Here is a 12,967-nt window from a genome sequence, read left to right on the forward strand (position 1 = left end):
GCCCCAACTCAGCCCAGGCGCCCCACAGGTAACGTCGAACTTGCCGTCACCCTTGGACGTCGCCACCGGCAGGCAGTCCCAGTCCTTGCCGCCGGTCAGCGCGATGTCGGACTTGCCGTCACCGTTGAAGTCGCCCCGCACGGCCTTGACGTTGGCGGTGGAGGCCCAGAAGCCCCAGGCGCCGCCGGGGTTGCCGCAGGTGACGTCGAAGTTTCCGCCGCCCTGGGAGGCGGCGACGGGCAGGCAGTCCCAGCCGGTGGCGCCGGTGAGGGCGATGTCGGTCTTGCCGTCACCGTTGAAGTCGGTGGCAGTACCCAGAGCATCGGGCGAGTTGGCCGCGATCCAGCCGACGAGGTCGTCGGTGCGGGTGGAGACGGCCCCTGTGCGCGATTCGGTGGGCGAAGTGCCGAAGCAGCCGCCCTGCCAAGAGCGGGAATTGACGCCGACGATCTGCCCCGCGGCATTGAGGAGTGGGCCGCCGGTGTCACCCTTGCAGAGGGCATCCGTGCCCTTGCCCGTGACGGCCAGGGTGGTGGCGGTGGACGAGTTGACCGTGAAGGTGCCCGTGTGGAGCTTGTCGGTCACCCAATCGGTTTTGGTGCGGCCAAACCCGGCCGCGGTCAGCTCGCTGTCCGCGGCGGGGGAAGACGCGGCGAGGACGGCGGGCTTGATCCCGGTCACGGCCGTGGCCAGCCTCACGAGAGCCGTGTCGCGGTCATCGCGCGGGACGATCTCGGTGACGTCTAACATCTGGCCGTTGGCGAGCTTCGCCGTGGTCTTCGACGCGGGCTTGCCCGCCGGGACCGAGGTGCCTGGCGTGTCTGCGAAGCAGCTCGCGGCGGTCAGGACCCAGAAGTGGTTGACCAGCGACCCGGTGCACGCCCGGGAGTTGGTCTCGTCCCCGGTGGTCAGCTGCACCGCGTACGGGTACTTGCCGGCGGCGGCTTCGGGGCCGGTCACCGCGAGGGCTGGGGCGGCTGGCATCAGGCCCACCGCCATCACGGCGGCGGCGGCCGACAAGCCGGTCATCCGCGCGACGCGCGGACGGAGTACGGACATGCTTCTTCCTTCGAAGGTTGGGTGTGGCAGGCGCGGACGTCCACGCGCATGCCAGGCGCGGGTCGGCCCCTGGGCCGACGGAGTCACGGGGAGTGGCGCGAGGGCTCAGTGCACGTGGAATGGGCCGCTGCGGTACATGAGACCGGTCAGGCGGCGAATTGCGACGAACTGCAGGTTCGGATCTCCAGGGCGGCGCTCCGGCGGCCGGAGTCATCGACGGCGTAATCGGGGCCGTCTTCCGCGACCGGCTTCATTGCCGTTGCATTGCGCGCCTTCCTCACGTCCCAGTCATCGGTTCCAGCCTGCCGGAAACAGCTGCAAATCGGATGTGAAGGCACGTTCGGAATGGGGAGATGCGCTCGTCATGAGCCCATCACCCCTGGAAGCCCCCCACTTCCGGAGCCGATCGTAACCGATCTCGGGGTGCGCAACCCAACATCACATTTACGAAGTCGACAGACTCGACATATTGGAACAGGAGATTCCGCATGGGCTGGAAAAGTGATGCAGGCCACCGTATTGGTGGGGGTGTCGCCGCGCCGGAATCCGGGATTCAGGCGCGAAAATCCCCTCCGGAAATTCCCACCCCCTCGCGGGACTGCTCCAGTTCCCGGTGGGCCGGCGAGCGCTGACGGACCTCGTCCGGGCCGTCCGCCAGGCGGAACGTCCGCACCGCCGCACACAGTTCGGCCAGCGGGAAGTCCTGGCCGACGCCGCCCGCCTCGTACAGCTGCACCGCCCGGTCCAGGATGTCCACGACCGCTCGCGGGGCCGGGAGTACGGGCAGATCCGGTGGGCGGTCCTGACCAGTTCGACCGCCTGCTCAGTGGCGATCGACGGCAATGAGATCCGCAGCTCGGCGCTGAGCTTGAAGCCGCCGCCACTCGGCCACAGCGAAACGGACGACCGGATCTCCGCCTCGTCCGACCTCAGATTCGCGCGGCGGCCGACCAGCTCCAGCGTCGTGCCGAAACAAGCGGCGTACCCGATGGCGAAGAGCTGCTCCGGGTTGGCGCCCGCACCGTCGCCGCCCAGCTCCTCGGGCTGCCTCAGATCCAGATCGAGCCGGCCGTCGGCCGTCCGCCCGCGGCCGTTGCGACCCCCTGTGACATGCGCCTGCGCGGTGTAGAGCGGGCTTCCCATCGTGAACTCCCTGTCGTAGTTGGCTACTTGATTTAGAAGTTTCTACTTCAAAAACAGGAAGTCAAGAGTCTAGGATCGGGCTCTCACGACAACTCGGAGGAAAGATGGTCACGTTCGTACTCGTGCACGGCGCCTGGCACGGGCCATGGGCCTGGGATCGCGTCGCCCCCGTCCTCCGTGCCGCCGGGGCGCGCACGCTCGTCCCCGACCTGAGCGCGCCCGGGGACCATGGACTGCACGACCACGCCGGCGCGGTCGCCGAGGCCATCGACGCCGCACCCGAGGAGGACGAACTCGTACTGGTCGGTCACAGCTATGCCGGTCTGGTGGTCCGAGAGGCCGCGGACGTGCGGCCCCGCGCGGTCGACCACCTCGTCCTCCTCGACGGCTGGGCCGGAACGGACGGGGCGAGCATGTTCAGCCTGGCCCCGGACGCCTTCGCCACTGCGGTCAGCGCGGCGGCAGGGGCCTACGGCGACGGACGGCTGATCCCGGCCCCGCCCCCGGCAGCCTTCGGCATCGTCGATCCCGACGACGCGGCCTGGCTGGCCTCGCGCCTGCTCCCCCAGCCGCTGCGGACCTTCACCGAGGCCACACGACTGACCGGCGCCGTCGACCGGATACCCGGCACCGCCATCCACTGCCGGCCTGCGGCCTACCCGTTCGACCGGTTCGGCGCCGCAGCCGGGTACCGGACGCTCCCGCTGGACGGCCCGCACGACGTGATGCTGACCGATCCGAGGCGGCTCGCCCGCATGCTCCTGGACATCCGCCCATGCGGGAGCCGGAAGGGCGAACCCTAGAATGACGCAGTGGACCAGCGAACATACGACCAGTACTGCGCGACCGCACGGACCCTCGACCTGGTGGGTGAGCGCTGGACGCTGCTGCTGATCCGCGAACTCCTGACGGGCCCCAAGCGGTTCAGTGACCTTCAGGCCAGCCTGCGCGGCCTCGGGACCGGGCTGCTGTCCGCCCGTCTCAAGCACCTGGAGCACGAGGGCCTGGCGCACAAGGTCACCCTCCCGCCGCCCGCCCGCACCCCGGCCTACGCCCTCACCGAGGCCGGGAAGGAACTCGGCCCCGCGGTCCTGGCACTCGCCCGATGGGGCCTGAAGTGGGCCATGGGCGAGCGGCGGGCGACCGAGACCTTCCACGCCGGCTGGGCGGTGCTCGGCCTGCGGGCCTGTTTCGACGCCGACGCCGCCACCGGACTGCGCGCGGTCTACGAGTTCCGCATCGGCGACGAGAGCTTCCACGCCCGGATCGACGACGGGACGATCGAGACACTGCACGGGCCGGCCCAGCACCCGGACGCGACCATCACGATGGCGGACGAGACCTTCCTCGGGCTCACCGCGCAGCACCAGACCCTTGCCCAGGCGATCGAAACCGGGGCGGCCTTCGCATCGGGCGATGCCGAAGCCCTGCACAGGCTGAGGGGGCTGTTCCGGCTGCCGGCCCCCGGCTCCCGCACGGACGGATCCCCCGCCTGATCATCTGACAGCGGCCGACGCTCCGGGGCGCCGACGCCGCCACTGGAGCCTGACCCTCAGGGCCTGTCCGGCGGATCACGTGACCTCCCATGCGCTCATGGCGTTGGGCACACGCCAGCGGGCCGGAGGAGATGACCGTCGGCCATTCAGCCATGAGCAGTGGAGGCATACATCGTGTTGACCGGTGACGGCTTCAGCAGCACCTTCGCCATCGAGTTGGGCAAGTTCCAGGTCGAGACCGTCCAAAGCGTTTCGGGACTTCAGCTGGAGCAGGACGTGGTGGAGGTCCGACAGGTCTCACCGACCGGTGAACTGCTCGTTCGCAAGCAGCCGGGGGCGCGCAAGACCGGTGAGATCACGATCACCCGCGGCATGGACAAGAGCACGGCGTTCACAGACTGGATCAAGTCCACCCTCGTCAACGCCGACCTCGATGCCGCGCGCCAGAACATCACCATCGCGCTGAAGGACGCGAAGCAGCAGACCGTCCGCCGCATCCACCTCAGCAACGCCTGGGCGTCGCGCTGGGAGGGGCCGTCGCTGGGAGCTTCGGAGTCCGGGCCCGCGACGGAGCAGGTGACGATCACCTACGAGGACATCACCGTCGAATAGCAGTCGGTTCCCGTCCGCCGGATCGCGTCTGAACCCCGGGCGCTGCCGGAAGGCCCGGAGGGCCGGTCGCGGACGCGGTCGGCCCTTCACAGGCCGGGGGCTCCCCACAGCGGGAACCAGCGGCCCAAGTCCTCCTCGATGCGCAGGTCGTCCTTGATCACGGCCCTGGCCTGGAGCTCGAGGGCGTTGTCGCGCAGTTGTCCGGGGAGCGGTGCGAAGGGATAGAAGGTGCCCCGCTTGTAGAGGTAGACCAGAGCGAGCGGGCGCAGCTCCGCGTCACGGAAGGAGACGAGGGAGCAGAGGAGTTGCGGTCCGAAACCGCTGTCCTGCAACGCGGTGTTCACTGCGTGCAGATCGCCCACCAGCGCGGGCAGGTCGTCGGCGGCCCGGCGGGAGAGCATCCACGAGTAGCCGTATGTGTCACGGCTGAACTCCACTGGTGCACGGGCCCTCTCCGAGTCGGCGTCGAGCAGGGCCCCCACCTCCTGCCGGATCTGCGTGAAGGCCCCTCCTTCGATGGACGCGAAGCAGACCGATCCCGCTCCGGTCGGAGTGAAGGCGATGGCCGCCTGGAGGGTGAGGGCGGCCGAGGGCAGGCCGAAGAGCCGGTCCAGGTCGGGCTCGACCGGCTTCGACCGCCCGAGCAGCACATCCCAGAGCCCCATGGAATTCAGCTCCCTCTCACGGCGTCTCGCCGCCCGGCCCGCCGCGCTCGGCGGCGATCGCGGCGAGGGCGTCGAGCCGCCGTTCCAGGGTGGGGTGGGTGGCGAACAGGTTGGCGATCACCGTGCCGGGGCCCCGGGCGGGGGTGAAGAAGAACGCGTTGAAGGCCTGCGCGGTGCGAAGGTCCTCGGTCGGGATGCGGGCGATGTCCCCGCTGACCTTGGTCAGCGCGGAGGCGAGGGCGGAGGGCTTGCCCGTGAGCATGGCGCCGGCACGGTCGGCTGCCAGCTCGCGGTAGCGGGAGAGGGTACGGATCAGCAGGAAGCTGACCGCGTAGACGAGAGCGGATACGGCCATCACGGCCATGAAGACCACGGCGGTGTTCTGGTCGCGCCCGCGCCCGCCGAACAGCTCGGAGTAGAAGGCGAACCTGACGGTGAGCCCGGCGATCACGCCCAGGAACGAGGCGATGGTGATCACCGTGACGTCCCGGTGCGCGATGTGGGACAGCTCGTGTGCGAGGACGCCTTCGAGCTCCTCTGCGGTCAGGCGGCGCTGCAGCCCGGAGGTGACGCACACGACGGCGTGCTCGGCGTTGCGGCCGGTGGCGAACGCATTGGGCAGGTCCATGTGCGAGACGGCGACCTGCGGCTTGGGCATGTCGGCGGTGGCGCAGAGCCGGTCGATGGCACCGTGCAGTTCCGGCTGTTCCTCGGAGGTGACGAGCCGGCCGCGCATGGCGTAGAGGGCGATCCGGTCCGAGTACCAGTACTGCGCGCCCAGTAGTGCGGCGGCGATGACGAGCACCAGCACGGTGGACTTCAGCAGTACGATCAGCGCGGCGATGAACGCCACGTACAACAGCCCCAGCAGGAACATCGTGACCGCCATGCGTGCGGTCAGCTGCCGGTCGGGCCGGAATCGGTTGCGCACCGCCATCACCTCGGAACCGTGGCCCCTTCTCCATTGTCCCGCTCCGGACCGGCAGTCCGCCCCCTCCCCCGGGCGCCGGACGCCTCGCCGCCGTCACGGGGAGTGACGGACGTGTGCGGAGCGGTGCAGCGTCGATCCGCTCCCGCCCGACGGTGGCGACGGGCGACGCGGCGAGCCGGCGCACCCGGTCATGACGGGCGTCCGTGGCCCGGCGTCGGGGCGGTGAATCGGACCTGGGTGAGTTGCTCGGACAGGTCCCACAGCCGGGAGGCCCGCAGGTCGTCCTGCGCCTGGGGGCTGCGCCGGGCGGGTCCGGGGTGGCCGCGCAGTTCGCCGCGGCCGTCGGGGCCGGTGTAGCTGTCACCGGGCAGGGGCTGGGTGGCGGCGTAGAGGGTCGGCAGGGCTCCCATGGCGTCGGACTGGGCCATCAGCCGGTTGGTGACCGCCAGTATCAGGCGCTGGGCCGCACCGGCCGAGCGTCCCTGGAGGTTCGTCGCAGCGTAGCCGGGGTGGACGGCGTGCGCGGTGACCGGGGAGCCGGCCGCGGCCAGACGGCGCTGGAGCTCGCGCGTGAAGAGCAGGTTGGCCAGCTTGGACTGCTGGTAGGCGCGCCAGGGACTGTAGGCGTGTTCGGAGTTGATGTCGTCGAAGTCGATGTCCACGCCCGCTCTGCGGTGGGCGTTGGAGGCGACCGTGACGATCCTGTCGGTGATGTGCGGGAGCAGCAGGTTCGTCAGGGCGAAGGGCCCGAGGTGGTTGGTGCCGAACTGCATCTCGAACCCGTCGACGGTGCGCGACTCGGGGATGGCCATGACGCCCGCGTTGTTGACCAGGACGTCCAGCGGGCGGTCCCAGGCTCCGGCAAACGCCCGGACGGAGGACAGGTCGGCCAGGTCGAGGGGACGGACCTCGGTGCTGCCGGTCAGGGTGGCGGCGAGGCGTTCGCCGCGGGCCGGGTCGCGGACGGCGAGGACCACGTGCGCTCCGGCACGTGCCAGCTCCCTCGCGGTGACGGCGCCCAGGCCGCTGGTGGCCCCGGTGACGATGAAGGTCCGTCCGGTCAGGGAGGGGAGGTCGGCGGCGGTCCAGGGGGTGCTCTTCGTTGCGCTCATGCTTCCAGGCTGACAAGACCCCTCGATGTTGTCAATGGACACATAGTTTCCGCTGGAAACATTTGAGTATGATGGCCGCCATGCAGGAGCGCGGCTATCACCACGGCAATCTGAGGACGGCTCTACTGGAGGAGGCGGAGCGCTCGGTCATCGAGAACGGCGTCGCCGCCCTGTCCCTGCGCGAGCTCTCCCGTGGGCTCGGCGTCAGCCACACCGCGCCGCGGCGGCACTTCCCCGACCGGGCGGCGCTGCTCGACGCGCTGGCGCAGCGCGGGTTCGATACCCTCGCGCTGCGTCTGGAGGAGGCGATCTCCGCTGCCGGACCGTCGTTCGAGGACAGGCTCCGGGCGATCGCCCACACCTACATCACCTACGCGCAGGGGCGGATGCCGCTCGTGGAGCTCATGTACGCGAGCAAGCACGGTGCGGAAACCCTCGGGGCCCCGGGTGCCGCACGTGCCGCGTACGCCGTCCCCTACGCGGTGATCGAGGAAGCCCATCGCGTGGGCGAGCTCGCCGACGGGCTGGACGCACAGGACGCGGCCCGTCTCGTCTTCGCGACGGTCCACGGACTCGCCGTTCTGCTGAGTACGGGCATGATCCCCTCCGACCATGCCCCGAACATCGTGGACACCTCGGTCAGCGGGCTCCTGGGGGGCCTGGGCGCCCGCTCCGCACGGAACGCCCGACGGAACGCCTGACCGACCGGTACGAGACCGCTCGCGCGGCGTCGGCCTCCGGCTGCCGGGCCGCCCTGGCGGGGCGCCGATATCCTGGGACCGAGATCGGGGGCTTTCCTCATCAGGAAGGCGGCACCATGCGGCGTCGACACCTCATGCTCTTGGCAGCCCCGCTCCTCGCCTCCTCGGTGGCCCTCGCGCCCGCCCACGTGGCGCAGGCCGGAAGCTCGGGGACGAGCGGGGTCAAGCAGGCGGTGAAGGTCACCAAGGTCGAAGTGGTCACCCTGCTGCAGCCGGGCGAGACCGTCGAGTGCAACGGCACTCCCGTGGCCATGGCCTTCGACGGAAAGATCACGGCGACCGGCCCGGGCACGGTCCGTTACCACTGGACCGTGAACACCAGCCGCACCCGGGTCTCCCCGGGATCCTTCGCCTTCGGCGCGGGCACCTCCACCAAAGTCGACCTTCAGGTCGTGGACATGCCGGCACCCAGAAACGCCAAGGCGGTGACCGGGTACGTCACGCTCCACCTGCCGGACCAGAAGAAGAGCGTCCGCAGCGAGCAGGTGACGTTCCCCTGCAAGAAGTGAGCCCTGCTGCTCCTCTTCGCCTTCCGGCAACAGCATCGGCAGACCCGACGCGATGAAGCCGGGGTGCCCTGACGGCATGCCCGCCTAATCGTGGTCGGCGAGGGAAACGGGGGGCCTATTTTAGTGGATGGGTGTGTATGAAGTACGCCCCAAGCCACGCCGTGGTCAACACTAACAGTCAAGCCGGGATCAGCGCGCGCAGGTTTCCGGGCGTGATGATCAACGATTGCGGGTGCAGCCCTTCCGGGCGCTCCAGACCGATGTACGTGACCGGGCCGTCCGGCACCCGGGCCCGGCTGCCGTCCCACCACGTCGTGGTCGTGGCGCGGCCGGCCATCAGCCCGACCAGGTGCCGTACCGTCAGCTGGTCGCGTTCGACGATGCCTCGCACCAGGGTGGCGACCGACACCCGGTTCCCCTCGACTCGGTTGGCGCTGGGAGTGCCCTTCAGGTAGAGGTGCAGCCACTTTGCGCGCCACCGGCCGTCGTCCCCGCGCAGGAACACCAGGGGCAGGGCGACCCTGCCCGTCCCCCGCATCTCGGACTTCATGCGCACCGTACGCGGCTCGAAGGGGCGGCCCCGCTGCTCGGCGTCGCGCACCATGAACCCGAAGAACGACTCCGCGACCTCCTCGAACCCCTCCCCGGAGAAGATGTTGACCTGCGGGACGATGAAGTCGCCGCGTACGGCGTCCAGCCGCAGGTTGATGAACTCCGAGGCGCCGTCGGGCGCGGGAGCCTCCGTGATGTCACCCGAGTGTTCGCCCTCGATGTCCTGGAGGGCCGTGTACGACAGCCAGGTCACGGTCTCGTACGAACCGTCCAGTACGAGCGCCGACAGGTCGAAGTCCGTGGTGCGCTGCGCCTGCCGCCAGTGGACGAAGAACCGCAGCAGCTCCCCTTCGACGGGCAAGAGGGACCCCCGGGGCAGTACACCGAGCCCTGCGGCCGTCGCCTTGCCGCTGAGCGGGAGCGCGACGTCGAGGACCGCGGGGTCGACCAGCAGGTGTCCCGCATCCGGGAGCCGGCGCCGCGTCTCCGCGTCCAGCGCCGCGACCAGCCGCTTGATGTCGGGTTCCGGCACCGGTGGACGGGTGTCGGCGGCGACCCAGGCGCGCCCGCCCCGGTTGACGAAGAAGCGGCGCTGCATCGCCTCCTGCATGCGGTTGTGGAAGTGCTCCCGTACCGACAGCAGGACCCGGCCCGAGACGTGGGGGGCCGCCTCCTCGGCAGCGGCCGCGACCGCGTCGCGCTCCTGCTGACCGGGGGAAACGCGCAGCAGCCGGTCGAGGGAGCGCAGCAGTTTGCCCGGGGCGGCGCCGGCCAGCAGCCGCGCCGCGCCCGCGACGTCGCCGCCGCCGAGCAGTTCCTCGACGCGGCTGTCGAGGGTCCGGGCCTCCTTCTCGCCGCGGGCGACGGCGAACACGCCGGCGGCGTGCGGCCAGCGCGGGTACTCGTGCGGGTGGAGGCGCTCGCCGAGCCGCTTGAACGCCTCACGGTGGGGAGCGACGTCGGCGAGCTTGGCGGGGGATGCGGCGACCGTGTCGAGGCCGGCGAGGAGGGCACGGCGCACAGGCCGGGACATCGAACGGAAACGGGTCGGCTCGGCGAGGGTCACGTCCCCGTCCGACAGGGCGCAGGCCAGGCGCAGGACGTCGGTGACGGTGTCCAGCAGCAGGTCCACGCCGCGGTCCAGGCGGGCGCGGTTGACGACGGCGCGGTTCTCCCGGACCGGGATCGCCTCCGGCTGAGGGCCGTCGGCGCCGTGCCCGGCGAGCAGGGCGAGGTCGCGCAGGCCTTCCTCGCCCAACGGCGTGGCACTGCCCGCCAGGGCCAGGTACAGGGCCGTGACCTCGTCGTCCGGGGTGCCGCCCGCGTGCAGGACCGTCATCCGGTCGCCGGCGGCAGCGATCAGCTCGTCGTGCGCGGCGAGCATCTCCTCGTACGCGTGCTGGTAGGTGCCGTACGTCGGGAGGGTGAGGAGGTCGACGACACCGGACCGGAGCTGGTCGACGACGCCCGCCCTCGAAGCGTCGTCGGCGAGCGCCTCGCGGATGCAGTGCGTCCAGAATTCGAGCGTGTCCGGCACGTTGGCCGGGAAGTCCACGAAGTAGACGTTGTGCCGGACGTGGTCGCCGACCATCGCGCGCACCGTGTCCAGCGTGCGCGCGGCGGTGTCGCGGACGGTCTCTTCGGCCAGGCCCGACAGGTGCTCCAGCAGCTCCCCGGAGAGCTTGAAACCCACGGACAGCAGCGCGGCGTCGAACTGCCGTGCCGCGGCGCCGCCTTGCCCGGCGGGGCCGGAAGGCAGGGGGAGGCGGTGGGTGTGCCTGATGACCAGGGGTTCGAGAGGATGGGCCATCGGGACATGATCCCAGAACACCTGAACGACCCGCATCCGGGTTTAGGACCCCGGTAGTCCTCCCGGTCTTCCCGATTTCCGTGATCTCGCTGATGATGCGGCGGCAGTCCCGCGGCAGCCGGCGTCGGGAAGGGCGGGGGGTGGTTCTGCGATGGGGTCCGGGCGGGAACTCGTAGCGGCGGTCCGGCAGGGTGATGCGGAGGCCGTGAGCGTACTGCTGGAGGCGGGAGCGGCTCCGGACACGGTCACGGACGACGGCCTGCCCGTTCTGTGCCTGGCGCTCGGCATCCACGACACCGCCGTCGCGGGAGCCCTGGTCGGGGGCGGCGCGGACCCGGACCGACCGCTGCCGGACGGCACGACCCCCTCCTGAGGGCGGTCGACGGTGGCTCGCCGGCGATGGTCAAAGTCCTGCTGGGGGAAGACCCGTTGCGGCTCCCCGAAGCCGAACGAGAGCGACTGTTCACGCTGGCCCGGCACTGGTACCAGAGGGGCGTTGAGGCGATCCTCCGCGACAGAACGGCGGAGTTCGGCCCCGTGCGCGACGAGGTCCGTGCCGGGCACGGGGCGGTCCTCACGCAACTGGAGTGTGCATTCGGCATCCTGACGCCCGTGGACGAGCTGGTCGACAGGGCCACGGCGCACGGCGGCCGCAATCACGCCGACCGGGAGTTCGCCGTGTCGGCCCTCACCCTTCGCCGCGACGCCGACACGTTCCAGGCGGTGACCGCCCACCGGCAGATCCGGAACCGGTACGACGGCGCTTCGTCCTCTCCGTCTTCCACTCCCACCGGATGAAGTCGTACCGGAACATCCGGTCCCGGCAGGGGATCCCCTTCGGGAAGGAGACGGCGGACGTCCTCGTGGCCTGGGCCACGGGCGGCGAGGAGACGGACGCGCACGTCCTGGCCGAGGTGCTCTCGGCCCTGGGCGAGCTGAAGCACCCCGAACTGGAGGCCGTGGGACTACGGCACGCCGGTCACCCGAGCCCACGCGTTCGGGCCGAGGTACCCGACCTCGTGTTCGACCGGAACACCAGGCGCACTCCCCTGGGCGCGGCCAGGGACGCCCTGCTGGCGCTCGCCGCGGACGAGCACCCGCGCGTGCGGCGCAGGGCCGGCACGGCACTGATCGTCGGCGACGACGGGAGCAGCGAGTTCGGCAACGCCCTCGTCGGGCTGCTCCGCGATCCCGAATCCGAGGTGCGCAATGACATCGCGGACGGCATCGAGGCCTACGGCGGCGAACCCCGCACCCCGGCCGTGGCCGAGGCCCTCGCGTTGCTGCGCGACGAGAACGACCCTGCCGCGGGTGACCGCGCCGGTCACCGCGCGTGACGCCCCGCGGTGTCCCGCTCCGCTGTGGGTCGGTGGGCCGGCTGTCAGCCTGGCCGGCGGTACCGCCTTCGGCACGGCGGCCGAGTCTTCACCGGCCCGCACGCACTTGTTCGACCGACCGAGCTACCGAAGGGCGCGCCGCCGGGAGACGCGCGGGGGCGGTGGTGACGATCCGTGCTGCGGGCCCGTCGTAGAGCCCGCGGTCTTGTCGGCACATGCATCGTCGGGCCGCGGCTGCGATCGCTGACCGCTCTTCCTCTGCGGCCGGCGGTGCGGCAGCAACGAGGAGGTACCTCACATGGCCGTTCCACACGGTCCTGTCATCGCCCGTCGTCCCCGGTCCCGGCCGCGTCTTCGCGCGCTGGCGGCAGGAAGCCTGGCCACGGGGATGTCCCTGGCCCTGGTGCCGCTCCTGGCGGGCCCTGCCGCCGCCCAGGGCTGCGTGCAGACCGGCAGCCAGGTGGTGTGCACGTTCGACTACACCGGGGCGGCGCAGACGTTCACCGTGCCCGGCGGGGTGACGCAGCTGTCCGTGGACGCCCGGGGCGCTTCCGGGGGCGCGGCGGCCGGCAATGACAACCCCGGAGGCGTCGGCGGCGCCGGCGGCGAGGTCGCCGGCACGCTGACCGTCATGTCGGGCCAGACGCTCCAGGTCAACGTCGGCGGCGCGGGCGGGGTCGGGACGGACAGCGCCCCGGGCACCGGTGGCTTCAACGGCGGTGGCACCGGCGGGTCCTCGGACTCCGCGTACGGCGGTGGCGGTGGCGGTGCGTCGGACGTCCGCTCCGGAACCCTGGACCTGGCTTCCCGGCTCGTCACGGCCGCCGGCGGAGGCGGCGGAGGTGCCACCGACGCGCTGTCCGGCGGTGGCGGCGGTGCCGGCGGCCCGCCGTAGAACTCAACGCCCGGCTGCGCACCATCGGCCACTGGATCGACCTGTTCCCCGAGCCGGACGCCGGACTCCGTCAACGGCAACCGCG

Annotated in this window: 14 protein-coding genes and 2 pseudogenes; 9 read left to right on the plus strand and 7 right to left on the minus strand. The window is 71.1% G+C overall.

Annotation, left to right across the window (positions count from 1 at the left end; genetic code table 11):
• The 3 genes and pseudogenes from ACFXA3_RS18170 to ACFXA3_RS18180 form a co-directional block, all read right to left on the minus strand.
• The coding region (locus ACFXA3_RS18170) for a trypsin-like serine protease (RefSeq protein WP_385187885.1) at window positions 1-1,059 on the minus strand (1,059 nt) is incomplete at its 3' end.
• Between the two features lie 553 nt (window positions 1,060-1,612).
• Window positions 1,613-1,837: pseudogene (locus ACFXA3_RS18175) on the minus strand (acyl-CoA dehydrogenase family protein); the annotation flags it as partial.
• Window positions 1,834-2,202 (minus strand): annotated as a pseudogene (locus tag ACFXA3_RS18180) (Ohr family peroxiredoxin); the annotation flags it as partial. The pseudogenes ACFXA3_RS18175 and ACFXA3_RS18180, both read right to left, overlap by 4 nt.
• 104 nt (window positions 2,203-2,306) lie before the next feature.
• Between ACFXA3_RS18180 and ACFXA3_RS18185 the strand changes: the two are divergent.
• The 3 genes from ACFXA3_RS18185 to ACFXA3_RS18195 all read left to right on the plus strand — a co-directional run bounded on the left by ACFXA3_RS18185 (window position 2,307) and on the right by ACFXA3_RS18195 (window position 4,310).
• A complete protein-coding gene (locus ACFXA3_RS18185) occupies window positions 2,307-3,005 on the plus strand; it encodes an esterase/lipase family protein (RefSeq protein ID WP_385187887.1) in 699 nt (232 codons plus the stop codon).
• Between the two features lie 9 nt (window positions 3,006-3,014).
• Window positions 3,015-3,698, plus strand: coding sequence for a winged helix-turn-helix transcriptional regulator (locus ACFXA3_RS18190; protein ID WP_385187888.1), 684 nt, complete (start codon window positions 3,015-3,017; stop codon window positions 3,696-3,698).
• A gap of 174 nt (window positions 3,699-3,872) precedes the next feature.
• The gene (locus ACFXA3_RS18195; protein ID WP_385187906.1) at window positions 3,873-4,310 is read left to right on the plus strand and encodes a phage tail protein; all 438 of its coding nucleotides are present in this window, start codon (window positions 3,873-3,875) and stop codon (window positions 4,308-4,310) included.
• An 86-nt stretch (window positions 4,311-4,396) separates the two neighbouring features.
• Here ACFXA3_RS18195 and ACFXA3_RS18200 read toward each other — a convergent pair whose 3' ends face one another.
• The 3 genes from ACFXA3_RS18200 to ACFXA3_RS18210 all read right to left on the minus strand — a co-directional run bounded on the left by ACFXA3_RS18200 (window position 4,397) and on the right by ACFXA3_RS18210 (window position 7,018).
• Window positions 4,397-4,975 (minus strand): hypothetical protein, encoded by a 579-nt coding sequence (locus ACFXA3_RS18200; protein WP_385187890.1) that lies wholly within the window; start codon window positions 4,973-4,975, stop codon window positions 4,397-4,399.
• 16 nt (window positions 4,976-4,991) lie between these two features.
• Window positions 4,992-5,906 carry a zinc metalloprotease HtpX gene (gene htpX / locus ACFXA3_RS18205; protein ID WP_385187892.1) on the minus strand — a complete coding sequence of 305 codons (915 nt, stop codon included), beginning with the start codon at window positions 5,904-5,906 and terminating at the stop codon, window positions 4,992-4,994.
• 188 nt (window positions 5,907-6,094) lie between these two features.
• Complete coding sequence (locus ACFXA3_RS18210) at window positions 6,095-7,018, minus strand: oxidoreductase (protein WP_385187894.1); 924 nt, start codon at window positions 7,016-7,018, stop codon at window positions 6,095-6,097.
• Window positions 7,019-7,098: 80 nt separating this feature from the next.
• Between ACFXA3_RS18210 and ACFXA3_RS18215 the strand changes: the two genes are divergently transcribed.
• Window positions 7,099-7,719, plus strand: coding sequence for a TetR/AcrR family transcriptional regulator (locus tag ACFXA3_RS18215; protein WP_385187895.1), 621 nt, complete (start codon window positions 7,099-7,101; stop codon window positions 7,717-7,719).
• A gap of 116 nt (window positions 7,720-7,835) precedes the next feature.
• The gene (locus ACFXA3_RS18220) at window positions 7,836-8,288 is read left to right on the plus strand and encodes a hypothetical protein (RefSeq protein ID WP_385187897.1); all 453 of its coding nucleotides are present in this window, start codon (window positions 7,836-7,838) and stop codon (window positions 8,286-8,288) included.
• Window positions 8,289-8,466: 178 nt separating this feature from the next.
• On the opposite strand, the gene ACFXA3_RS18225 is transcribed toward ACFXA3_RS18220, so the two are convergent.
• Window positions 8,467-10,650: a hypothetical protein gene (locus ACFXA3_RS18225; RefSeq protein ID WP_385187899.1), complete on the minus strand. Its 2,184-nt coding sequence runs from the start codon at window positions 10,648-10,650 to the stop codon at window positions 8,467-8,469.
• Between the two features lie 205 nt (window positions 10,651-10,855).
• Here ACFXA3_RS18225 and ACFXA3_RS18230 point away from each other — a divergent pair, with 205 nt between their 5' ends.
• The 4 genes from ACFXA3_RS18230 to ACFXA3_RS18245 all read left to right on the plus strand — a co-directional run bounded on the left by ACFXA3_RS18230 (window position 10,856) and on the right by ACFXA3_RS18245 (window position 12,882).
• Window positions 10,856-11,023 (plus strand): hypothetical protein, encoded by a 168-nt coding sequence (locus tag ACFXA3_RS18230; protein ID WP_385187900.1) that lies wholly within the window; start codon window positions 10,856-10,858, stop codon window positions 11,021-11,023.
• A 26-nt stretch (window positions 11,024-11,049) separates the two neighbouring features.
• Window positions 11,050-11,448: a hypothetical protein gene (locus ACFXA3_RS18235; protein WP_385187902.1), complete on the plus strand. Its 399-nt coding sequence runs from the start codon at window positions 11,050-11,052 to the stop codon at window positions 11,446-11,448.
• On the plus strand, window positions 11,445-11,987 hold the full coding sequence (locus ACFXA3_RS18240) for a HEAT repeat domain-containing protein (RefSeq protein WP_385187903.1): 543 nt from the start codon (window positions 11,445-11,447) through the stop codon (window positions 11,985-11,987). Before ACFXA3_RS18235 ends, ACFXA3_RS18240 begins: the two co-directional genes overlap by 4 nt.
• 388 nt (window positions 11,988-12,375) lie before the next feature.
• Window positions 12,376-12,882: a glycine-rich protein gene (locus tag ACFXA3_RS18245; protein WP_385187904.1), complete on the plus strand. Its 507-nt coding sequence runs from the start codon at window positions 12,376-12,378 to the stop codon at window positions 12,880-12,882.
• Window positions 12,883-12,967 lie beyond the last annotated feature (85 nt).

Origin of the sequence: Streptomyces sp. NPDC059456 (assembly GCF_042750055.1) — a bacterium.
Lineage (GTDB): Bacteria > Actinomycetota > Actinomycetes > Streptomycetales > Streptomycetaceae > Streptomyces.

What these genes read in the sequence shown, in the direction of transcription:
- ACFXA3_RS18185 (WP_385187887.1), top strand. Translation starts at nt 2,307, where the DNA reads ATGGTCACGTTCGTACTCGTGCACGGCGCCTGGCACGGGCCATGGGCC.
- ACFXA3_RS18200 (WP_385187890.1), bottom strand. Translation starts at nt 4,975, where the DNA reads ATGGGGCTCTGGGATGTGCTGCTCGGGCGGTCGAAGCCGGTCGAGCCC.
- ACFXA3_RS18210 (WP_385187894.1), bottom strand. Translation starts at nt 7,018, where the DNA reads ATGAGCGCAACGAAGAGCACCCCCTGGACCGCCGCCGACCTCCCCTCC.
- ACFXA3_RS18215 (WP_385187895.1), top strand. Translation starts at nt 7,099, where the DNA reads ATGCAGGAGCGCGGCTATCACCACGGCAATCTGAGGACGGCTCTACTG.
- ACFXA3_RS18220 (WP_385187897.1), top strand. Translation starts at nt 7,836, where the DNA reads ATGCGGCGTCGACACCTCATGCTCTTGGCAGCCCCGCTCCTCGCCTCC.
- ACFXA3_RS18225 (WP_385187899.1), bottom strand. Translation starts at nt 10,650, where the DNA reads ATGGCCCATCCTCTCGAACCCCTGGTCATCAGGCACACCCACCGCCTC.
- ACFXA3_RS18235 (WP_385187902.1), top strand. Translation starts at nt 11,050, where the DNA reads ATGGTCAAAGTCCTGCTGGGGGAAGACCCGTTGCGGCTCCCCGAAGCC.
- ACFXA3_RS18240 (WP_385187903.1), top strand. Translation starts at nt 11,445, where the DNA reads ATGAAGTCGTACCGGAACATCCGGTCCCGGCAGGGGATCCCCTTCGGG.
- ACFXA3_RS18245 (WP_385187904.1), top strand. Translation starts at nt 12,376, where the DNA reads ATGTCCCTGGCCCTGGTGCCGCTCCTGGCGGGCCCTGCCGCCGCCCAG.